A 23016-nucleotide genomic window follows, 5' to 3' on the forward strand; every position below is an offset into this window, starting at 1 on the left:
GAGCCAGTTTCAGCCCTATACTGCGGCATTGAGGAGCTAAGCTTCGAATCAGCGTGCTCGATACGCACCTATGGTGCCCGCCAATCCCGCGAATGCGCCCTCTCCATTTGAATTACACACATCATCTTCGGATACGAGCAGCGAAGCAATCGGCAGGACGCACGAACGTGGGCGCCCCCGCAGCTCGAGATGATTACATTTCCTACAAAGCACGACCGAAAGGACTTGAATCGCACCATGCGTCAGGTTGTACGAAACCGATGCAAGGTGCTTTCCCAAGCTCGCTAAAGACGCAACTCACAGGCGCTCTGGCGACGCAAAAAAGAATTTATGTGCTGATGCCGCTGCTACTCGTTCTGATGTCCATTTTCTTTACTGCGGGTGCGATAGTCTACGCCTCATGCCGATCTCAACAACGCCGGCGGGATCGGCGCATGCACAGGCACATTGGCCCCAATTCGCTCAGCTCGCGCCCCCGCGTGCAGCTACCGAGGCGGCGGGCATTTTGATCCGGCCGCTTAACGAGAGTCCGCCGACGCCTCATGCGCCCTGCCAAGCGGCATCCGCCGCCAGCTAGAGCGAGCGCCTCAACTTGGCTGCTGATTGATTTGATCAATGCCGCCGGGCCGTTCCAACGGGACGGCGGACAGACGGAAGCCAGTTCTCGACCACTCGGGCCCTTTTTGCTAGACTTTCGTGATAATGTCTTACGCACGCAAACGGCTGGCCGTTCGCATACCTGGAAGATCTCAGAGATTTGCACTGCGCGAAAGCTCCTGAGAAGGCCGCCACGAGCAACCTTTGGTCGTGGCTCCACGGAACTTCTACCACGATTGCAAAGTGAGGCTTTTATCGTGACCAAGCGCTCTGAACCGCGGAAGCAAGCCGCAACTGTCGAAGGGCCGGAGAGACCGAGCGTGTTGGTCGTCGACGACGACCTCTCAATGCGCGAATCGCTCGTCAACCTGTTTCGTTCGATCGGTCTAGACGTTGTTGCTTTCGGATCGGCCCAAGAACTGCTCCAGAGCGAGCTTCCTGATGTTCCCAGCTGCCTTGTGCTTGATATCAGACTGCCGGGCTTGAGCGGGCTGGAGCTCCAGATTGAATTAGCCAAACTGAAGGTTCACATTCCCATTATTTTCATCACCGCTCATGGCGATATTCCGATGACCGTCAAAGCGATGAAGAATGGAGCAATCGATTTTCTCGGCAAGCCGTTTCGCGATCAGGAACTGCTCGATGGAGTGGTCGCAGCGATCGAACAGGATCGCAAGAGACGAGCTATAGACAAGGTTGTCACGAAGCTGCAGTCCTTGTTCGAGGCTCTAAGTCCACGAGAGCAGGATGTCTTGAGACTGGTCGCCACGGGCCTCTTGAACAAACAGGTAGCCGCGGAACTCGGGCTTGCCGAGATTACAGTCAAAATCTACCGGGGGCACGTGATGAAGAAGATGGGTGCTCGATCACTAGCCGATTTGATTAGAATGGCGGAGAGGCTGGGAATTGGGACCGACCGTTTCAGAGTACAAACCTAAGTATGATTTTACAATTTCTTCGTACACGCGCACCCTTCAGCTGGCCGCCATGCTTCGGCCAGTGCCTTCGCCCAACCAGGACGGGTGGTCTTGTCTAACACTATTTCCGTTGTCGACGATGATCCTTCAATTCGTGTCGCGCTGAACAACCTCTTGAAATCACAGGGCCACATCGTTCATACGTTTGCTTCGGCCGAGGAATTCCTGGAGTCGTCTCAATTGAACAGCACGTCCTGTGTAATTGCAGACGTGCAGATGCCCACGATGAGCGGCTTTGAACTTTTAGAACAGATGCGGGCCCAAGGCCACGCTGCGCCATTCATTTTGATTACTGCCTTCGCGGATGATCGCACGCAAGCCCGCGCTTTGAGCGCCGGCGTGACCGGCTTTTTCGCTAAACCGTTTCCCGCTCTGGAGTTGATGGCCTGCGTCGATGAAGTACTCCGCGAGCACCGTCCCGGAACAAACGCCTGAAAGCGGGGCAAGCAATCTGGACCAAGCCGCGCCCGCGCGGCGCTCACGATGTCGATCAACGCGCGATTGCTCGTGCTTACCCCGCGCCAGTGGCGACCATCACCTTTTGATGTAGCCGCACTCCTGTCGCTGTTGTCGCACTTTCGACGTCTGGTTGAAGCACTTGCTAGTCCGGGCCCCTGACAACATGCCTCCCGTATGATCGCGTAATTCGACGAGGCCGAAGCGCTCGTCGCGTTAACGCAGGAGCGCGCGATCTTGAGTGCGACAACCATTGCTGAGTTCGGCGCGAAAGTGCCACGGATCCGGCCGCCGAGTTTGGGGGAAAAGGAGGCGGCGATCGCGGCCAACATCACGGAGTTTGTCAAGACGTTCGCTGCGGAATTCCGAGAAGCCGCAAAGACGTATGTTGGCAGATCGAATGTTGGCGGATCGAACGGTTTGCACCGCCAGATCCGCTAAATTCGGTTCGATCCCAGCAACTCTTCGGACTGAAGCACCGGAAGCTTACGCATCCGTTGGAATGGCAACACAAGTGCCGCTGGCAGATTCGATCTCAAGCCATGCCTTTGCTGCCGAATCCATTCACGCCGACGACTGCCCGGCGATTGTGTCGACCAAGCGCAAGGCCAAAACCGGTCGGGCGGCGGGCGTGTCCTTCTAGTCCCTGAGACCGTGGCCTGAGCATGTCGCTTCCGGCTCGCGGTATCCTGACGCAAGGTACCGCACGCATGCGCAACGTCTTCCCGCGCGGCTAGGTAAACCTGTTCGCGAAAGATGACTTAACACGGGGGCCGTCGCTGGATGGGGACGAAGCTACTAGAGATGGTAGCTTTGTTCCGCCTGGTTGTCAGGTAACCCGTTGGAGCTGATTTTTAGATGCGCTACGCGCAACCCAAACGATGCCGAGAGGCGCGGAACCCGCGGTCATGGCCTGCCAGTCCTGCACGATGTTGGCCCGCGTTGTTTCATCGGGCAGATTGTCTGGTCGACGCGACGACCGCATGGTTGGAGTACACAGGGGAGCCGAATGAAGACAATTGAAACGCTAGAGTCCAATGTGCGTGCGTACTCACGTTCCTTTCCTGCTGTCTTCAATGGGGCGCGCGGTTCAATTATGTTCACAGAGGGCGGCCGAAAGGTCATAGACTTTCTGTCTGGCGCTGGAACGCTAAACTATGGCCACAACAATCAGCAGATCAAAGCAGCAATCAGCGACTATCTGGAGTCGGACGGGGTCGTCCACGGCTTGGACATGGCCACTCCAGCAAAAGTCGAATTCATGGAGACCTTTAGCTCTGTTATTCTTCGGGAACGGAATCTTTCCTACCGCTTTCAATTCACCGGGCCTACAGGAGCTAACGCCGTTGAAGCAGCTCTAAAGCTCTCGCGTAAAATCACAGGGCGTCACAACGTCATTTCTTTCACGAACGGATATCACGGCCAAAGCTTGGGAGCCACAGCCGCGAGCGGTAACCGCTTTTACCGTAAAGCCAGCGGGATTCCCTTATCCGGCACAACTTTCATGCCTTATGATGGGTATCTTGGCTCCTCGTACAGTCCGGCGGATTACGTTCGAAAGGTGTTAATGGACCAGAGCAGTGGTACTGATCTTCCAGCCGCCATTCTCGTCGAAACCGTGCAAGGAGAGGGAGGCATTAACGTCGCCGGCAAGGAATGGCTGCAGTCAATGCAGGCTTTGGCAAAAGAGGTCGGAGCTATTTTCATAGTTGACGATATCCAAATGGGCTGTGGTCGCACAGGTGAGTTCTTCAGCTTCGAGTTCGCTGCGTTGTCGCCAGACATTGTCGTGATGTCGAAATCGCTGAGTGGTTACGGCTTGCCATTGTCGATGCTCTTGATCAAGGAAGCGATCGACGCATGGGAACCAGGCGAGCATACGGGAACATTTCGCGGAAACAACCTTGCACTCGTTTCTGGCAAGGCGGCATTGGATCTGTATTGGCGCAACCAGACGTTCTCGCAACAGATCCAACGCTTGGGTGCATTTATGCGGCGTCGACTCGATGCTATCGCGCATCAGCACGGAAACGAGTTTGCCGTTCGTGGACGCGGCATGGTATGCGGCTTCGATTGCAAAACGAGCGAGATCGCAGAGGCGACGTCACGGAGAGCATTTGTGAAGGGATTGATTATCGAGCGATGCGGACCGACGGATCAGGTTGTCAAGTTCCTGCCTGCACTTACGATCGCCGAAGAAACGTTGGAACAAGGGCTCGATATATTCGAGGAGTCATTGACTGAAACCTTGAAGTTGACCCGACCAAGCTAACCTGCCGGCACACGAGAGACACTGGTCCTAGCGACAGCATCGCCGCCAACGACACTGGCGTCGGCCCTTGCTTCGCGTCGAAACGGTCAGGGGTTGTGAGGCAATAATGTGGAGCTAACGCCTGAACGCCAGCGCTGTTTGTGATCCGCTGAGTCGCTGGTGGCGAAGAACGCCTTGCTCCCTGCTTGGTCCGCAACACGTGAGTGTGGAGCCCCCTAGGTCCGCCGAAGGCGACCTCGTTGGCGGAGCGGAGTCGAATGGTGTAGTAGGCCCTCAAAGTGCTGCGCGAAGAATTATTGAATGACGATCGCATCTAAGCCAGTCCACAAGTGAGGAGAGTCCGCCCGCCGCTGCGATCTACCGCCTCATCCCCACGCCAAGCTCAGCTGATATTGATCGAGAAGCCTGCCTCGGCGACGTCGCGCACGCGCATCTGACCGTGCTCTTTCACGCACTCCTGCGTTAGATCTGGCGCCTCCTTGGAGCATTAGGTCATGTTGCTCGAACGCAGTTGGTCATCCGCCCAAGTACGATCAACCAGGCCTCCCCCGGATGCACATAAGCGACGAGCTTCAGCTAGAGATGGTACTCCACACGCGCAGCCCGTTTCACGCCTGGCCTTCATGAGCACGTGTCCATCACACGGGTGCGGACTTTGTCAGGACCGTAGACATTCCGCAGCTGCGATCCAGCCGAGCCGTTTACACCATAAATGCGGCAGCAATGACTGCGGCGGCGGCTTTACGACAAAAGTCGTCACGGCAACCGCGGTTCAGGCGTGAGTTGCACGAAGCCGAACGAGCAGCTCAATTCAAAAAGCGTTGGTCGTCGGCTTTTGCTCCACAACTCGGAGCACCGATATCCGTCTGCCCCCAGCCCGATGCCATGGCCCCAAGTTGGCGTGATCGAGTTCAGCTATCAGACGCCCCGTTAGCTTGATCACCCCGGCGTCGACGGGACCAAATGTCGACTATGCTGGGCGAACCGAAGAAGCCCGACGCATCTGCCGGGTCCGAGATGCGTCGGGCTGAGTGGGAGACTGAGTGCGACAGTCTTCCTCCCAGAGCCGCGTCTGCAACTAGCATGCCGTGCCCGCACTGCTAGCCCAGCGTCTCAAACCAAATATCGGCTCTCTACCGCACAGTTTGCTGAGGCGTACAGAGATGCTCGGCCCACGGCTAGTTCCTCAAGGCCTAACCAGTTGAGCTTGTTGCCCTTCCAAAAACTCCCACCATCACCTTTCGTCCAAACCAAAAATGAGGCAGAAGAAGCGGACAACGGGCCGCCGGCTCAGCAACAACAGATATCTAGATGTTTGATAGATTGCAACGCGTGACTGGAATAATGGCCCCGAGCTCGCGCACGACCGGGGCAAGCGATCGAGATCTGAGCTTAGATTTCGCGAAAGGTGCGCTCATTGTCTTGGTAATCGTTGGGCACCTGATCCAGTATGTCATCTATCGAGACGGCGGCTTTTGGTATTCGCCGTACTACAAAGCAATCTATATGTTTCACATGCCGCTCTTTATGGCGATAAGCGGCTATCTTTCTTCTCGATCGTTGCTGCAGAAGTCGTTCACTCAGGCCGCCATCGCCCGTGCGACGCAGCTCTTACTGCCCATGCTGTTTTGGTGGGCGCTCATGGAGACAGCTAAGTCAGCGGCATTGTGGCGCGCGACCAGCCTAACTACCGGCCTTTTGGAATTTGTAGACGATCTTGCCGGCACATACTGGTTCATCTGGGCCACGTTTGTTTCTTACCTTCTCATCAAGATACTCACCAGGCTGAGCCACCGATCGTTGGTCATATCTGGCTCAGCGATACTGATTGCACTCGTTCCTCTGACGTTCTCCATATCGCCCTTGATCAGGTTCACTTACCCGTTCTTCTGCTTGGGATTCTTGTTTGCTCAATCGAACGAACGATGGACGACTACATCGCGATCTCACAAGCCGCTCTTGATTTTATTTCTCTCGGTCTTGACTTGCGTATGTTTTGTAGCCTGGGGCAAGGACACTTATGTCTACAATAATCTTGGACTAATTCACGATTTTCGGTCGGCCAAAGACGTGCTTCTGATGTTTGTTGGCGCTGCAGCTGCCTCAGCAATCGCCATCGAACTCTTGCTGCAATGCTGGCGCTTTAGCCACTCAACCCGAATCGCCCGCTTTATAGCTATGGAGTTGGGCCAGACCACGCTGCTGCTCTACCTTGTCCAGGGTACCGTGTTCCGTCTAATGGATTTCATACAGCTCGGAGAACTTTGGGATCTCACGACCCAGTTGATCATCGCGGGTCTGCTCGGGGCGGCAATTGTTGCGATCGCGCTAGTGGTCCGCTCGACTGTTCGCGGCGTTCCATATCTGTCTCAGCTCGTCCTTGGAATGCCACCGCGGTCAGGTCTCCCGCGAGCCAAACCCGCAATGAACTAGCTGTATGCATTTGATCGTCCGAGTACGGCAGGATGTTGCGATGGCATCGCCTTGTGCTGCCGCCGGAATAGCGTTCGAAGCCCGATCGGGCGGCGTCGGCGTCCACCGGCCGAGCCGGTCGGCATAGAGTAACGTAACATGCGAGTAACCATCGTCCATTTCGGCACCCTATGGCAAGGCACTCTCAACTCGTTCCGGAAGCCGACGACAACTCAGACTCCTTAGTCTTGCGGAGCCGCGCGCGTCTTCAGGCCAGCGCATCGGCAGCGTCATAGACGCCCGCATATATTTCGTGCAGGTCTCCTGGTGTTACACAATATGGCGGCATCACATAGATCGTATTACCGAGTGGGCGCAGCAAGAGATTGCGCACTTTAAAGAAGGCGTGAAGCTTCGGGCCGACGCCTGCGAATGGCCGGTATCTTTCGTCTTCAGATCGAGTGCACTGTGACGGTGCCGCTACGGCGAACGTTTGCAAAGCGCGGATCGCCGCGGAATGGTTCAATTGCCTGCTCTTGCATGGTTGCGAGCGCAGCAATGCGTCTGACTTGTCTTTCCACAATTCCAGGTTAGCCTTGGCGGCGGCACAGGCCAGCGGATTTGCCGTGGACGAACTCGAGTGAAGGAATGTGCGTGTACGGTCTTTCGAGTAATGAGCATCGAAAAATTCCTGGCCAGCACAGTGTCACAGCGAGCGGCAGCGCCCCTCCCGTGAGGCCCTTGAATAGCACGCTCGATCTGGCACAACATTGGCCTGCTCACAGGCGAAGATTGTTCCGGTGCGGGCTCCAGCCCGTCATGACCTCATCGGCAATGACAGGACGTCCGACGCCTCGCAGATCCGCTTCATCTCACTTAGCACCCAAGTTGGGTACCTCAGCATTCCGCCTGCCTCAACACCAGGCTCGACAATAAGGGCTGCGCGATTTTCGTGTCGACATGCTGATTCAAGCGCATCAAGCGTTGCCTGCTCACGACCGCTCGCAGGGAATGGCATTGAGGTCAGGTCGAACAGGAGCGGTCCGTACGCCGCGTTGAAGACACCGCGGGCACCAATCGACATCGCGCCGAACGTGTCGCCGTGATAGGGGTGCTGCATGACAACGATGCGTGTTCCCTGTTTGCCTCTATTGTGCCAATAGCCGAGTGCCATGTTCAAGGGCGACTTCAAACGGCTGAGCCACTGTCCGAGTAGAACACATGGTCCAAGCCTTGGGGTATGAGTTTCAAAAGGAGCCGAGCGACCTCCTCGGCCGGATCATGCGTGTAGCCGGCGAAAATGACTCGCTTCAATTTGCCGGCCTATTCGTGAATCGCGCTCACGATCTGCGGATGGCAATGGCCGTGAGTGACGACCCCACCAGGATGCGACTGCATCTATGATTCGATGATCATCCGCAGTGTGGAGATAAGCACCGTCGCTACGCACAACCTTGGTCATCTCTTGTGAAGCGCATGCTGCGCGAATGGGTGCCAGATTGGCCACCTGTTGTTTGGCTTCATGGCTGGAAGTCGCTGGAAATGAACGAGTCTTTGAAGACGACCCGTAGGCTGTCTGCCGTCAGAGGAGAAATCCAGGGCAGCCGGCCTAACCAACGCACCCGCGCGATGTCACAAATTGCGCTTTCAGTTTCAGCATTTCTTTCCCCCGATAATGCGATCCCAAGAATGTCGATCTGGCGCTTTCGCAAGGCCACAACCGGCAGCAGGGAGTGATTGATGGTCCCGAGTAGCGTGCGGGCGCGGAGCACGACGGGAAGCCGCCACCGCTCGAAGATGTCGATGTAGAGTGGGCTACGGTTCAGCGGCACCATCAGCCCGCCGGCGCCTTCGATGACGAGCGGTCGCTCCCCGGCCTGCGGCCCGATGAGCGAATCCGGGGTCGATGCGAATTCCGTCTATCTCGGCCGAATGATGCGGGGAAGCGGGTATTTTAAGGCGGTAACGCTCCGGAACGATCCGATCGGCCGGAAGACCGCTCAGCCGTGCAACCAGCTGGCTATCGGTCTCCGCTTCAAAACGATTCTCGCCAACGATATAGGGCAGGATCTGCGAATTCGAAGGACTTCTCTCGCCTCGCACAGCCATCTCCCGATGCAAGAACGCGACCAGCTTCGTCAACCGTTCTTCGCTCCGGCTCCTCCTGCAGGATCAAGAGAGACTCCCGCACGGCCACCGCCATCAACAGCGACCGAGCGGTCGCGAAGATGAACGGGCGACAGCGATTGATCGTGCGCAGCACGCCAGTGGCGGTGACAAGCGCGCCGGAAGCTCCCAGCGCCTTACCGCAGGTATGAACAACGAGGAGATTCTCGCGTCCTTCATAGGCCGCCGTGAGCCCTCGCCATTGCTCGCCGTAAACGCCCGTTGCATGAGCTTCGTCGACAACCATGAACGCGTCGTGCAGGTGCGCGATCCCGAGCAGGTCTCCAAGCGGTGCGACTTCGCCATCCATGCTGTAGAGGCTCTCGACTACGATCCAGACCCGCCCGGCTCCTGCGGCCGGGCGCCAGTCGCAAATCGCCGCTTTCGATAGCCTGCGGATTGTTATGGGCACTGATTCGAAACGCTGCTCGGCCCGTTCGCGCTCCTTCATGAATACTGGCGTGAACCGGCGAATCAAGGACGAGCAGGTCGTCTTGTTGCGACAGCCTTGTCAGCACAGCAACATACCCGCAATGACGGAACTCATTCATCACTCGGTGAGCAACGATGGACGCCGCAAAACTCCCAAGTGGCCGGACAGGGTCTTCCCGCGTTGGCTTGTGGATTCAAACTTGCAGGATGGGATTTTCTCGATCAGCCGGCACAATGCGCGGCCTGAAGATGCTCGCATCCTCCTCGTCAAGTGACGCGTATGCAACAATACTTATCTTATCTGCGGGCATCGCCAGTCGCGCCGCCGCACCGTTTACGTCTACGGTGCCGGACCCTTGTGGCGCTTCGGTCACAAACGTTGCAAAGAGTGTTCCCGTCTCGAGGTTGTACAGTTCGACGCGAACGTTAATCGGATACCGGCCGCGTCCAGCAGCGCGCGATCAATCGAGATCGAGCCTTCATAGTGCAGGTCGGATTCAGTGACCGAGGTGCAATGAATCGTTCCCTTCAATCAGGACAATCTGCATTTCTTTACCTACGCTGATGGCTTGCGCGCGCCACGCCCATTGTTCTGGATGACTTAAGCGGGTCAGACATAATACCGAGCCGGGCTAGCACACTTGCATCCCGGTCAACTTGCGGATTTTTGGTCGTCAGCAACACATCGCCGACAAAGATGGAATTCGCACCAGCCAAGAAGCATAGGGCCTGGAGTTCATCAGTCATGTACTCACGCCCGGCGGCCAACCGTATGACGCTGTTGGGCATCATGATCCGCGCGGTCGCCACCAGGCGCACCAGTGCAATCGGATCGGGACGCTCCGCCGTGAACCTCACCGGCACGCCATTCACCTCGTTCCAGAGCTTGATCCGGATGCTTTCCGGATGGTTCGGAAGATTGGCGAGCAGTAGCAGCATGCCGAGACGGTCCTCGGCGTCGTCACCGATGCCAATAATTCCGCCGCAGCAGATTTTGATGCCCGCCTGGCGCACGGGCGTAAGAGTGTCGATTGGCTCTTGCAAGGTCCGGGTCGTGATGATGCTGCGGTAGAACTCAGGCGAGGTGTCCACGTTGTGATTGTAGAAATCGAGGCCGGCGTCGGCGAGCCGTGCGGCGTGCTTTGGCGTGAGCATGCCGAGCATTACGCACGTCTCCATGCCAAAATCTTTAACGGCGGCAATCATATCGCAGACCTGATCGAGGTCGCGGTCCTTTGGATTGCGCCAGGCCGCGGCCACGCAGAAGCGGGTCGCCCCGGCGGCCTTGGCCCGTTGCGCGGCGGAGACCACGTCAGACCGATCCATCAAGCGAGCCGCCTTCAGTCCACTGGATACAGGCAACACCCACATGCGCAGCTCCGGAAACGCACTCTTGCCCGGTATTGAAGGAGAAATATCGCCGAGTTGCGCGGGCCATCGCGCGCATATCAGGCTAATAGCCGGCCCGCCTTCCAGGATTTGATCGCAGCATCGAGGCACGCACAACAACGCTGCCCGACGCGCCTCACCCAGGTCACTAGCCGATGCGTACGTAGTTGCGCCCCGTAGGTCCTTTACTGATGCGAGGATTTGGCCGCCCGCAATGTGTACCGGATCGACCGATCCGCTCTAATTCGTCACCTGGCCGATTCCTCGCTGGCGTTGTTATGCGCGTCATATTGCGCACAATAGACGAGCCGATTCTGCGGCGTGCCTTGCCGCTTTGAGAAGCGCAGCGGCCTTTGGTGCGCAGAGTGGTGCCCGCGGGCCCTTGGCGGGCCTGTGGCCGCCTAGGCTCCAGCGCCACTGCGCTCTCGATTACGTGCCGCCGCTCGACTTGGCATCGATGCGGCCGGGTCCGTTAAGACATGGCACTCATCTGCGCAAACAGAATTGCCGCTTCAGACGGCCCCAGCCCGACGATGCCCACGAAGGCTGACGGAGGCATCGGAATGACCTGACGGGTCGGCCTCCAGAGATGCAGGCAATAGCGACTGTTGTTCACATACTGTGACTGAGGAGGATGCAGCTGCATCACGCATTCCTCCTGATGCCAAAACAGATCTTTGGCGAGACACATCTCCTCCCAATTTGGAGATCGCCGAGGCGTCGACACAGAGACATGCTCCCATCCCGGACGAACGAAGCCGATGATCTTGAGCTGGCAGCCACAAGGCCCCTGCACGAAGAAGAGACCGGAAGGACCAGATCCGGGTGCGGTGGCGAACCGGCCATCGCGTACGCGTCCCGCTTCGAGCCTATCTACAATTTGCTTCCTCACACCTCCTCCCTCTTTTGACCGATAGGGTCGAATCCGGCACCACTCGTGTTGTCCAACTCATACATTGACCGGCCGCCGCGCCGGCATGGGCAATCCCAACTACTGCGGACCATCTGCACCAAACTTAGTTGGAAGACGAACATCGGCTTTGTCCGGATCGTCCAGCGGAGAGTTTCTCCTGCAGTTTATCTTTCGACATCTGAATCTTTCCTTGGGTTTTTCTCGTCATTCGTGCCTTCGTTGCGAACTTGCCTCATGCAGACAATCGGCACAGACATCTACGATGGTTGTCGCGGCAAGCCGGGCCTGCAGGAGCTGCTGCCGCCCCTTCGCCTAAACAAGTCCGCAAGGTATGGCGTTGGGCTAACCGTGCTTGATGCCAGAACCGACTGAAATGCCTTAGAGCAACAATGGCGGCGGAGGCCATTTGGCGCGGCATGATCCGGCGAACCGGCTAGTTTGGCACCAAACAAACGTCATCGGCTTCAGCACATGATGCAAAGCGACGCCAATGTATCGCCAGCTCGTCAACGAGAGGCTTTGCTCTTGCGACGATCTGACGGTGGGCTTTCATCTCAGTCCTTTTCATGTCGAGCGGTTAGCCGGTTACCGCCTGAGACACCGTCAATGCGTCATCTATGTGGCCGGTCACAATGGATCCACGGCCAGGGAACACGTGACGAAGTTTCGCAGTTCAGCCCTAGAGGGCCTCGAGCTCCAACACGGCGAGACTTCGGTGGCCGCAGTCACAGTTCGCTCCGGTAGCGATCAGAACTGCCCGTCAAGCTCGCTTCTTTGCCGCCCCTCCGCGAGGCGAGCCAGCTTGTCATATTCCTCAGCGACCTTGAGGAGCCTGCATCTAGATGTGTCGTCGTCGATCGACTCCGCTTTTAGTCGGGTCGCTTCCGCACGGCCTCGCCAATGTTTGGCGTCTGAGAATAGATTTTTCTGCTTCATGCAAAAGAGGATGCAATGTTTAGATCAAGAAAATGCGACACGGGCCCTACGTAAGATCCCGTAGGCTGGCTTTCACAAAAGCACCTCATTTGCCGTTAGCGCTGTCACTCGCTTTGTTAATGTCCGACATGCGACAAGCCGCTGGGCGAAACGTAAGCGCGGCGAGTACGCTTCACTGCAATCCCTCGGTTGAGAAGGCCGATTGGAAGGGCCACGCGGCATGATGGAGGAGATTTGGCTTCACCGGCCGTTCACGCAGAATTCTGCGCGAAATGCGCGGCTCTCGACATAAATGGCTTGAATCGGACGCAGCGTCAGATTGTAGGGTCTTCTTGCGGGCGAGCGTCCACGATCGCCTGCCGATGGCTTGGGAGCGACGGCTTGCAGACGGAACGCACTTGGCCTGTGCAGCAGACATTACGGGGTGAGGGCGCCAGCGCTACCTGTCCGAACTCGAGTCAGCTTGCGTGAGCAATGTCGCGATCCGATTTCAGTTCGAGATCCTGGCCAGGGAAGGGTCGACAGATGACGCGCCCTGGACAAGCAGTCTCACTCGACCGGCTCCGCTTCGAGCAGCACGTTCGCGCGGAGCACTCAGAGCCACCAAATCGAACGATGGCCACACTCGATGAGCTTCTCGCAACAATCAGCCACGCTTGCCGTTGTCAGGACGTGCGCGCATTCTCAGGTTCACTATTCGACGATTCCAAGCAACTCACGAGATCAAATCGCGCACGCTTCCTGCGAAAGGCCGCGACCGCGTTCAGGATCGCATTTGTTCCACGATTTGAGGAAGACATCCGCCTCAAGCTAGCATCGAAATACGCCACAATATGTGATGCGCTCAGCCGGCAGTCTGGCGGTCAGGCAGGTACCGATCTTTCCAAAGCTCTGGCGGCTCAGCTCTCCCGTCTTAGTGATGCACTGATGGAACAAGTCGACTTCACATCACTTTCGCTCTTTGCGTGTTCATTTGGCCGCCATCCTGCGTCTTCCGACTGCCGCGATGGCCTGATCAGAATTGCTGAAGTTTGCCGCGACAAGAGCGAGCCGCTCCAGGACCTAACCGGCCAGCACCTATCATTGCTGATAAGCGGCTTTAGCAAGTGGCCGGATCAACCGGCGGTTCGTGAAGCCGCTCTCAGGATCGCGACTGAGATTTCTTGCCGTACGCGTTCGGATGATCGCCTCTCAGCGCTCACCCCGCGGCATCTATCATTGCTCGTGAACGGCGTCGGAAAATGGCTAGCAGAGGAACGCTTTCACACGGCAGTTGTGATCGTCGCAGATGAGCTTGTGCGCCGAAGCGATCGACTCTCCGATTTTACCCAGGAACAGCTGGCGAATCTGGTCAGCGTCTTTAGCAAGCGGCCGGAAGATTCGAGTTGTCGCAAGGCAGCGATCGCGATCAGCAACGAACTTCTCCGCCGCTCCGATCAGCTCTCCGATTTCAGTCAGCAGCGCCTGGCTAAGCTCGTAAACGGATTCAGCAGGTGGCCGGGCGAGCTCGCGCCTCGGCAAGCCACCGCCAAGATTGCAGGAGAACTCGTTCGTCGCGGGCTTTCCGTCGATCACCATGAGTTGGCGAGTCTGGTAAACGGCTTCAGCAAATGGACGGCGGAGGTTGCCTGTCTCGCGGCGAGCGTCGCGATCGCGGATCAAGTCATCCGTCACGCTCGCGGTGCCGAGCGCCTCTCTTATTTTCGTTACCAGGAACTCGGAGTGCTGGTAAACGGTTTTAGCAAATGGCGGCAGCACCCGAGCTGCCGCCAAGCCACAATTGAAATTGCCGGTGAAGTGCTCGCCCGCTGTGACCGCGCCGACGGCGTCTCCTGCATTACTGAACAGGCACTGGCGAACCTCGTAAATGGGTTCAGCAAGTGGCCACAACAGCTGTCTCTTCGCGACGCGACGGCTGCGCTCGCCCGGGAGGTCGTTTACCGCGCCCGACGGGCCGGTCAGCTCTGTGATTTTACGCAGCAAGGACTGGCTATTCTGTTGAACGGCTTCAGCAAATGGCCAACGGAAGTTCCGCTGCGCGAAGCTAAGACTGCGATCGCGCACGAGGTCCTTTCTCGGGCCTGCCGTTCCGACCGGCTTTCTCATTTTACGCGTCGAGCACTGGCGATCCTCGCCAACGGCTTCAGCAAATGGCGACAAGAGGAGATCTCTCGCCATGCGACGGTAGCCATCGCGCAGGAGATTCTTCGCCGCACTTTCCAGGTTTGTGATTTTAGCGAGCAGGAGCTTGCTCAGCTCATGCGTGCGTTCAGTCACTGGCCGAAAGAGGTCACCTGTCGCGAAGTCGCCGTCGTAATCTCCCAGGAGGTCCTGCGCCGCCTCACCGGGACTGCGCGTTTCACCGAGCAAGAGCTCGCATACTTGGCGAATGGGTTAGCCAAGTGGCCCGAAGTGGCGATCTGTCATCGAGCCGCTGCGGCTATCGGCAATTGGACAGCGCTAGGTGACCGACGACGAACACCATGTCATGCGGCGTTTTGAAGCAAACGGAACACGGCTGCACACCGCTCGTAAGGCACGAAGGGCAACGCTGCTCCAAAGGACGATAACTCAATGCAGGATGACGCGAGCAAGCGGCGCGACCAACGGCACCACACTTTTAGGCGCGAGGTGATCGAGATAGGCGACGACATGGGCTCGCAAGCTCGTTCAGCGGAGCGGATTTCTGGTCGTACTTTCAGCCATCAAAGGCAATGATCCACGCGTAGTGAGTAGTGAGGTTTTGACGGGCGGCACTATGTCGAATGGTGCATTGAACGGCCGCGGCAGATCTCTGCAGGTGCTCGGCGCTCTGCGTTCAACGGATTTTCCAGAAGAGCACGGAGGCGCGTCATCGCCGCCGCTCTCGGCAGAGATGCATCAAGTGTTCGCTCACGCCGCAGCCCTTTCGGGCGGATTGCTCCGGAGCCCGCGTACATCGTGTTTTTCAGGACGGCAACAGCGCCTCCAGAGTGCAGTGGCTTCTGCAGCTTTGGATGCCAAGCAGTCGTTCAACAGACGACCACGTAGCGCGAGCTCAAACCACAAGGAACTCTCTAATTATGCTCTGCCAGAAATGTCACGGAGATAACTGGTGCGAGATCGCAATGCACGACCCCTGGGCCGGCCGACCAGTGATCACCTGCAACATTTGCGGCGAGTATGCCGAGTACGACAGCCTCCAGCGCAAAACGGCTCACGCGATCATGGCAGCTACCTTGGCCTGTAGCGTGAGCATAGAGGACCAGCGCGATCCCCGGGTGGTTGCTGATAGGATCTTGGATGCACTGGAGAATGCCGGCTTAACAGTCGCTCGCGCCTCAAGATGAATGGGGAGGAGCGCCGATCGGCGCCTACGAGGCCCTGCTTGGCGATCCGAGAGCATGGGCTGCGCCGCTCGTTCCAACAGCCGTTTGATTGCCGTCAGACTTTCCGCCTTTTCCGTGGCCGCTCTGGAGTTGCACGCGCCCATAGCAACTGTTGGAGACCAGCCACGATTGTAGCAAACGCACCAATCCGGACTTAAACCGCGATGCTCTGAACGGGACCAGGGCTGAGCACCGCTTGGGCGCCGTCTTCCAACGCATGACGGCCCCCACATGGATCGAACCCGCAATCATCGCTGACCTGACGCGGCCTGCACCTGACGTCGCCTTTCGAGGTCCATCGTCCAAGTCGTCTGGAACGGCAAAGTCACTGCTCAGTGCCTTGACGGGAATTGCACTCATTACCAGAATAACCGCTGCCGATGGATCTCGTTTCCCATTCTGCCCAGCGGCACCAGCCCCGAGAAATCCCGGGAAACAGCCCCATCCAGACAGTGTAGCGGGAGAGCTCGGCCGGATAGACGAGGCGCCAATTCGCACAGATGCCACAGAGCATCCTCGCCATGGACGCTTGATTCGGCCGGCGAGCGCGCTCCTATTCCATGGACCTTACAAGAACTTCATTGACACGCGTGATCGCTCATTGCCACGACCAGCAGCCTCACCGCCGCGGCGTGGCTATGCCGGCACACTTGAGCAGACCCTGGCTGCGCAATTCCGCGGAGGACGAATAGCGAAGGCCAGCCGCTTTGGCGCAGCGCCTCCCGCCCTCCTCCCGTCGCGGCTGGCTCCTGGCGTGACATATTCCCGCGATAACCCCCGCAGGGGATTGAATCGTACGTAGCGTCAGATTGTAAAGTGCCCCTGCTAGTTGGCTCCAATCTTCAGTCGCCCTAGAATTCCTGTGGACAAAAGCGGAGCAAGCCGATCGCGTGTCATGAGAGGTGTTCTGCCAAAGCGGCTGAGGATCGCGCTGAGTGCGAAGGACGCTGTTCCTCTTTTGTCTACGCAAATCGCCAAGTCGCATGAGGTCACGATTGCCCAGATGTAAGAAGGACCAATCCAGCATTGGAGACTTCGAAACACGGTTGCGAGCGCCAAGTGCCAACGAGCGGCCGCGAGACTGATGCGCTATCCTGGAGCGGTGATGTGAGAAGACCCGATGGATCCAACACGGTGTTGCTCGTCGACCATTGTGAGGGCCAATGTCGGGCAATTGTTGGCTTCAAGAATGGCGATCCTGGAAGAGCGTATATGTGCGGGGAACCAATTGTGACGGGACTGCGCCAAAAGCCGTCATCATGGTGCGCTTATCACCATGTCCGAATGCACGTCATGCCATGGTCGGACGGACGCGCCCGTCCTTAAACGAAAAGCAGACTAGATGACAACGAGTAGTCCGGGACGAGCGCGCGGCATGGTAAGCGGCTGATTGCGGCAGCAAGAGAGCTGCCGCTAGCTCCGCGAGCTGGGCCTGCTCGAGATGCAGGCCTGACGATTGCCCCAGGGCCGAACGCCGATGCAGGCAACGAGCCCCTCAACACCCGACGAACGACCATTGGAAACCTCATGTGATCGCCTTGGAACGGAAATGATGTGGAAGTTTAGACACGCGAGCGATCGAAGATTGATCTCGGCGGCGTTCAAACCCGATAAGGCAGCGATCCATTTCGATGGCGCGCCTCTAAGCTCACGCCCCTTTTGGCGCATTCGAGCAGGCGGCGCGTGCTTAAACAGCCCGAGTCGGCTCCCTCCACGATCAGCTCATCCCGCGTGTTTCTGCCGTGGGACTGCAATATGCGCGCCTTCACCTATGCTTATCCGATCACCAACACGATCGTCCCGAGATTGATCGATGATACGGACTGCGCGACAGAGAACAACTTTCAAGGCTTTGTTTGCCGGGCTTGCTCGCAGTTGCACTGGATGAACAGCAAGACTCGAAATTTCTAGGCAAGGACAAGAAATGAGGGACACTCCTTGGCTCGACGCGCGAGCTGAGCATGGAGAGACTGCAGAACGCTTCTCGGCCGAACGGCCTGCTTACCTTTTGACTGCGCCGCAATTCATTGAGCGCACTCAAGCAATAGAGAAGCGCCTGACGAAGGCCGAACGAAATCTGCCGGACTACAAACTTTCGTATAGTCCTTCAAAACTCTTTCGAGGTGGGAGGTTTACCTCCGTACAGTTGAGCAATCGACGCAATACCTGTAGAGGTCTACACTTCGGCAGTTCGAGAGCGTGACGCTTCCGCATTTCGAAGAGCCAGCCGCGATTGACGTCGTCGATCGGGGACGACATTAGCCTGCGCAGAGGAATCATTTGTTAAGCCAAGAGAGCAAACGGCGGGTCGCTCTAATCACCGGCGTGACCGGCCAGGACGGCGCCTATCTTTCCGAACATCTGCTGTCGCTCGGCTATGTCGTGCACGGCATAAAGCGGCGCTCGTCCTCGTTCAACACCGCGCGCGTTGATCATCTCTACCAGGATCCGCATGTCGGCGACGTGCCGTTCCTGATGCACTACGGCGATATGACGGATTCGAGCAATCTGATCCGCCTGGTGCAGCAGATCCGGCCGACCGAGATCTACAATCTCGCCGCCCAGAGCCACGTCGCCGTCAGCTTCGAGAGCCCGGAATACACGGCCAATGCCGACGGCATCGGCGTACTCCGCCTGCTGGAAGCGATCCGCATCCTCGGCATAGAGAAGGAGACGCGGTTCTACCAGGCGTCGACTTCGGAGCTCTACGGCCTCGTCCAGGAGATCCCGCAGAAGGAGACCACGCCGTTCTATCCGCGCTCGCCTTACGGCGTCGCAAAGCTCTACGGCTACTGGATCACGGTGAATTACCGCGAAGCCTATGGCATGTTCGCGAGCAACGGTATCCTGTTCAATCACGAGAGCCCGATCCGCGGCGAGACGTTTGTGACCCGCAAGATCACGCGCGCTGTTGCCCGTATCGAGGTCGGGCTGGAGGAGACGCTCTATCTCGGCAATCTCGAAGCCAAGCGCGACTGGGGCCATGCGCGCGACTACGTCGAGGGCATGCACAAGATCCTGCAAGCCGACAAGCCCGACGATTTCGTGCTCGCCACCGGCGAGATGCACTCGGTGCGAGAGATGGTCGAGCTGTCGTTCGCGCAAGTCGGCCGCCGCATCGCATGGCGTGGTGAGGGCGTCGAAGAGACCGGCGTCGACACCAAGACCGGCAAGACGGTGGTGAAGGTCGATCCGACCTATTTCCGCCCCACCGAGGTCGAACTCCTCGTCGGCGACGCCGGCAAGGCGCGCGAGGTGCTTGGCTGGACGCCGAAGCGGAGCTTTGCAGAGCTCGTCGCGGAGATGATGGCAAGCGATCTGGCAGACGCAAAACGGGACGCGGCGAGTGGCAAACGCACCGTTTGAGCTGAAAGGCAAAAGCGTCTACGTCGCCGGCCATCGCGGCATGGTCGGCAGCGCGCTTGCGCGCCGGCTGGCGCGGGAGGACGTCAAGCTCGTCACCGTGGACCGGCGCGAGGTTGATCTGTGCAACCAGGCGGCGGTGTTCGACTGGTTCGCAAGAACGCGGCCGCAGGTGATCTTCCTCGCCGCGGCAAAGGTCGGCGGCATCGCCGCCAACAACACACTGCGTGCAGAATTCATCTACGAGAACATTGCGATCGCGGCTAACGTGATCCAGGCCGCGCACCAGAACGGCGCCGAGAAGCTAATGTTTCTGGGCTCGTCCTGCATCTATCCGAAACTGGCGCCGCAGCCGTTGCAAGAAGATGCGGTCCTGAAGGGCCCGCTGGAAGCGACCAACGAGCCCTATGCAATTGCAAAAATCGCCGGGGTCAAGATGGTGGAGGCCTATCGCAGCCAGTATGGCAGCGACTTCATCAGCGTAATGCCGACCAATCTCTACGGCCCCGGCGACAATTATCATCCCGAACTGAGCCATGTCGTCGCGGCGCTGATCCGGCGCTTCCACGAGGCGAAGGTCGCGGGTGCCAGGAGCGTTGCCGTGTGGGGCACCGGCACGCCACGGCGCGAATTCCTCTATGTCGACGACATGGCAGACGCCTGCGTGTACCTGATGAAGACCTATTCGGGAGCAGAGCTGATCAACATCGGCACCGGCGAGGACCTCACCATCGCCGAGTTCGCGCGCGTCGTCGCAGAGATCGTCGGCTACAGCGGCGAGATCGCCTTCGACACCTCGCGCCCCGACGGCACGCCGCGCAAGCTGCTCGACGTCAGCCGCCTCGCAAAGCTCGGCTGGCGCGCGAGGACATGGCTTACAGATGGAATGCGGCAGGCCTATCAGGACTTCTTAGCGGTATCGGCCAAATCGGACAAAGGAGAGAATCATGCAGCTGTTAATTGCTGACGGCGCTCATTGTCCGATTCCCAGAAAGTTGCTTCGGATCGTCTGGCGACTTCGATTGGGTTTCGGTGTTGCTTTGAGCTCGCGCACGCCGAGTGACGCGTGCGCGATGGAAGGCCGGCACGACTACACCGGTCGATAAATAGCGAGCGAATTGGTCAGGCGCGTCTTGCGAGACGCTCTGTTTTGAAGTTGAGGTAAACTGGTTACCATGTGCGGAATTGTAGGCATCTTGGGGCGCGGTCCGGTCGCGGATCGCCTCATCGATTCACTTAAACGACTGGAATATCGCGGCTACGACTCAGCTGGCATCGGAACGCTCAAAGGAAATCATATCGAGCTTCGACGCGCCGAGGGAAAGCTGAAAAACCTTGAGACACGTGTTCGCTGCCATCCGCTTTCAGGCCATGTCGGGATTGGGCACACGCGCTGGGCTACTCATGGCAAGCCAACCGAACACAACGCTCATCCGCATGCAACGGACAATGTTGCAGTCGTCCATAACGGCATAATCGAGAATTTCCGGGAGCTGCGCGCGGAGCTGAAACAGCATGGCGCCTGTTTCGCCTCTGAAACAGACACGGAGGTGGTGGCACATCTCATCGACTCTTATCTGAAGAATGGCTGCTCGCCGCAGGAGGCAGTAAAAGCGTCGCTGCCGCGGCTAGTGGGCGCGTTTGCGCTTGCAATCCTGTTCAAGGGCCAACACGACCTCATGATCGGTGCGCGCAAGGGCTCACCTCTGGCGATCGGGCATGGCGAAGGCGAAATGTATCTCGGATCGGATGCTATCGCGCTCGCGCCGCTTACCGACTTGATCACCTACCTTGAGGATGGCGATTGGGCTGTGCTCAACCGCAACTTCAGCGTGGTCTACGACGCACAAGGCACAGTCGTCCGCCGGGATGTGGTGAACTCTGGCGCGTCGTCGGCACTCGTCGATAAAGCGAACTACCGCCACTTCATGGCGAAGGAAATCCACGAACAGCCAGAGGTGATCGGGCATACGCTTGCCCATTACGTCGATATTGCCACCGAGAGCGTGGTACTGCCGCAGGAGCTTCCGTTCGACTTCAATGAGATCGGACATATCTTGGTCACAGCTTGCGGTACGGCCGGCTACGCCGGCCACATCGCCAAATACTGGTTCGAGCGGCTGGCTCGTATTCCGGTCGAGCTCGATGTCGCCTCCGAATTTCGGTATCGTGAGGCACCGATGCGCAAGGGAGACCTTGCTATCTTCATCTCGCAGTCAGGCGAGACCGCCGATACGCTGGCCGCGCTCCGCTACGCCAAATCGCAAGGCCTGCATACGCTCTCGATCGTGAACGTACCCAGTTCGACCATTGCGCGCGAAAGCGGGACAGCATTGCCGACACTCGCAGGGCCCGAAATCGGTGTTGCCTCGACCAAGGCGTTCACATGCCAGCTGGTCGTCCTGGCGGCGCTGGCGGTCGCTGCCGGCAACGCCCGCGGTGAATTGTCGGAGAGCGACAGCATCGATCTGGTACGCGAGCTGATCGAAATTCCCGGGCTAGTTTCAAGAGCGCTTGCCAGCGAGCCGCAGATCGAGAAGCTCGCGCGCGACATCGCCAAATCGCGTGACGTGCTATATCTTGGTCGCGGCGTGTCGTTTCCACTGGCACTAGAAGGGGCACTGAAGCTGAAGGAGATTTCCTATATTCACGCCGAGGGCTATGCGGCCGGGGAGCTCAAGCACGGCCCGATCGCCTTGGTCGACGAGAGTGTTCCCGTAATCGTCATCGCTCCTTCCGACCGGGTGTTCGAAAAGACCATCTCGAACATGCAGGAGGTCGCTGCACGCGGTGGCAAGATTATCTTGATAACGGACGCCAGGGGAGCCGCAGACGTGTCCATGGATTTACTCGCGACGATTGTGTTGCCGGAGATGGGTGCGACATTCACCTCGATTGCCTATGCGATTCCGGTGCAGCTCCTAGCCTACCACACGGCCATCCTCATGGGCACGGACGTCGACCAACCCCGAAATCTCGCGAAATCGGTAACCGTCGAATAAGGCAAAGTGATGCGACCTCGGTTATCGTGGTCAGATTCCGAATGCGCAAGCCGCGGTCAGATCGACTCACGATGTGCCGCCCATTTCCAGGCCCCTATGCCACCGAGGCTTGTGCCTGTTCTTGCCCTGTTTACGGAGACGCCGGGTTTGGATCGCATACGAACCGGAGCGCCACTTGAAGTACGAGGCGCGCCTCGCTCGACGACAACGGGGCTGTTTACAAGCATGGCCATCGGCGCCGCGCTTGATCGCCGGCGCGCTCACAAAATCCTAGTCGGCGAACCTCCGGTTAACTTTGAGCATATCGACATCGCTGGAGATCGGGCGGGATAATAGCGCAGTTCGGCCCAATCGCAGGCTCCCGAGCTGTTCTAGCACGACATCTCACGGAGCTCCTCGCTGCGGCTTGTATGCCACCGATCTCGTCCTTCCCCTTTCACTGCATATCGGTACGCTTGATGAGAATTTCGGCCACGCCAAAGACAACAACCTTGTCGCCGACCTTGGCGCCGAGAATTGCCCGAGGGCTCAGTAGCTTGAGAGCCACTCCTGCTGCACGAGCGGAATAACGAGCGAAAATTGTGAGGGTTTGCGGCAATTGCCGAAAATATGCCGGAAACGTCAGGCGCTTACGGCTTGGTCGACAGTGCCCTGATGACCGATTCGCGGCCATGAAACTGCACGCGGCTGCGGTGAGATTTTCTCCGGAAGCGGCCATTTCAAAATCGAGAGG

At 58.1% G+C, this 23016-nt stretch carries 14 protein-coding genes and 3 pseudogenes; 10 read left to right on the forward strand and 7 right to left on the reverse strand.

Going from position 1 to position 23016, the window contains the following annotated elements; genetic code table 11:
• The first annotated feature begins 854 nt into the window (after positions 1 to 854).
• From QRQ56_RS27085 to nolL, 6 genes are all read left to right on the forward strand, one after another.
• A complete protein-coding gene (locus QRQ56_RS27085) occupies positions 855 to 1535 on the forward strand; it encodes a response regulator transcription factor (RefSeq protein WP_438744205.1) in 681 nt (226 codons plus the stop codon).
• Positions 1536 to 1619: 84 nt separating this feature from the next.
• Positions 1620 to 2009 (forward strand): response regulator transcription factor, encoded by a 390-nt coding sequence (locus QRQ56_RS27090; protein WP_438744207.1) that lies wholly within the window; start codon positions 1620 to 1622, stop codon positions 2007 to 2009.
• Positions 2010 to 2267: 258 nt separating this feature from the next.
• A complete protein-coding gene (locus QRQ56_RS27095) occupies positions 2268 to 2471 on the forward strand; it encodes a hypothetical protein (RefSeq protein ID WP_438744209.1) in 204 nt (67 codons plus the stop codon).
• Between the two features lie 61 nt (positions 2472 to 2532).
• A complete protein-coding gene (locus tag QRQ56_RS27100; RefSeq protein WP_231189053.1) occupies positions 2533 to 2673 on the forward strand; it encodes a hypothetical protein in 141 nt (46 codons plus the stop codon).
• 366 nt (positions 2674 to 3039) lie between these two features.
• Positions 3040 to 4302, forward strand: a complete 1263-nt coding sequence (gene ectB / locus QRQ56_RS27105; protein ID WP_438744211.1) for a diaminobutyrate--2-oxoglutarate transaminase — start codon at positions 3040 to 3042, stop codon at positions 4300 to 4302.
• A gap of 1311 nt (positions 4303 to 5613) precedes the next feature.
• The gene (gene nolL, locus QRQ56_RS27110) at positions 5614 to 6735 is read left to right on the forward strand and encodes a nodulation factor fucose acetyltransferase NolL (protein ID WP_438744213.1); all 1122 of its coding nucleotides are present in this window, start codon (positions 5614 to 5616) and stop codon (positions 6733 to 6735) included.
• A 247-nt stretch (positions 6736 to 6982) separates the two neighbouring features.
• Here nolL and QRQ56_RS27115 read toward each other — a convergent pair.
• The 6 genes and pseudogenes from QRQ56_RS27115 to QRQ56_RS27140 form a co-directional block, all read right to left on the reverse strand.
• Positions 6983 to 8238, reverse strand: a pseudogene (locus QRQ56_RS27115) (adenosylmethionine--8-amino-7-oxononanoate transaminase).
• Positions 8235 to 8751, reverse strand: a pseudogene (gene bioD, locus QRQ56_RS27120) (ATP-dependent dethiobiotin synthetase BioD); the annotation flags it as partial. The pseudogenes bioD and QRQ56_RS27115, both read right to left, overlap by 4 nt.
• Complete coding sequence (locus QRQ56_RS27125) at positions 8750 to 9331, reverse strand: aminotransferase class I/II-fold pyridoxal phosphate-dependent enzyme (protein WP_438744215.1); 582 nt, start codon at positions 9329 to 9331, stop codon at positions 8750 to 8752. The gene QRQ56_RS27125 and the pseudogene bioD, both read right to left, overlap by 2 nt.
• A gap of 175 nt (positions 9332 to 9506) precedes the next feature.
• Positions 9507 to 9844, reverse strand: a pseudogene (locus tag QRQ56_RS27130) (aspartate 1-decarboxylase).
• A gap of 20 nt (positions 9845 to 9864) precedes the next feature.
• A complete protein-coding gene (gene bioB, locus QRQ56_RS27135; RefSeq protein ID WP_438744217.1) occupies positions 9865 to 10683 on the reverse strand; it encodes a biotin synthase BioB in 819 nt (272 codons plus the stop codon).
• A gap of 490 nt (positions 10684 to 11173) precedes the next feature.
• Positions 11174 to 11593 carry a DUF7694 domain-containing protein gene (locus QRQ56_RS27140; protein ID WP_438744218.1) on the reverse strand — a complete coding sequence of 140 codons (420 nt, stop codon included), beginning with the start codon at positions 11591 to 11593 and terminating at the stop codon, positions 11174 to 11176.
• Between the two features lie 1572 nt (positions 11594 to 13165).
• Between QRQ56_RS27140 and QRQ56_RS27145 the strand changes: the two genes are divergently transcribed.
• The 4 genes from QRQ56_RS27145 (at position 13166) to glmS (ending at position 22283) form a co-directional block, all read left to right on the forward strand.
• Positions 13166 to 15052 carry a hypothetical protein gene (locus tag QRQ56_RS27145; RefSeq protein ID WP_438744220.1) on the forward strand — a complete coding sequence of 629 codons (1887 nt, stop codon included), beginning with the start codon at positions 13166 to 13168 and terminating at the stop codon, positions 15050 to 15052.
• Positions 15053 to 18198: 3146 nt separating this feature from the next.
• On the forward strand, positions 18199 to 19284 hold the full coding sequence (gmd, locus tag QRQ56_RS27150; RefSeq protein WP_438744221.1) for a GDP-mannose 4,6-dehydratase: 1086 nt from the start codon (positions 18199 to 18201) through the stop codon (positions 19282 to 19284).
• On the forward strand, positions 19265 to 20248 hold the full coding sequence (gene fcl, locus QRQ56_RS27155; RefSeq protein WP_438744223.1) for a GDP-L-fucose synthase: 984 nt from the start codon (positions 19265 to 19267) through the stop codon (positions 20246 to 20248). The genes gmd and fcl overlap by 20 nt, the downstream gene beginning before the upstream one ends.
• A 208-nt stretch (positions 20249 to 20456) precedes the next feature.
• On the forward strand, positions 20457 to 22283 hold the full coding sequence (gene glmS, locus QRQ56_RS27160; protein ID WP_438744224.1) for a glutamine--fructose-6-phosphate transaminase (isomerizing): 1827 nt from the start codon (positions 20457 to 20459) through the stop codon (positions 22281 to 22283).
• A 436-nt stretch (positions 22284 to 22719) separates the two neighbouring features.
• On the opposite strand, the gene QRQ56_RS27165 is transcribed toward glmS, so the two are convergent.
• Positions 22720 to 23001, reverse strand: coding sequence for a hypothetical protein (locus QRQ56_RS27165; RefSeq protein ID WP_438744226.1), 282 nt, complete (start codon positions 22999 to 23001; stop codon positions 22720 to 22722).
• Positions 23002 to 23016: the final 15 nt, after the last annotated feature.

This window comes from Bradyrhizobium sp. U531 (genome assembly GCF_051710265.1).
Classification (GTDB): domain Bacteria; phylum Pseudomonadota; class Alphaproteobacteria; order Rhizobiales; family Xanthobacteraceae; genus Bradyrhizobium.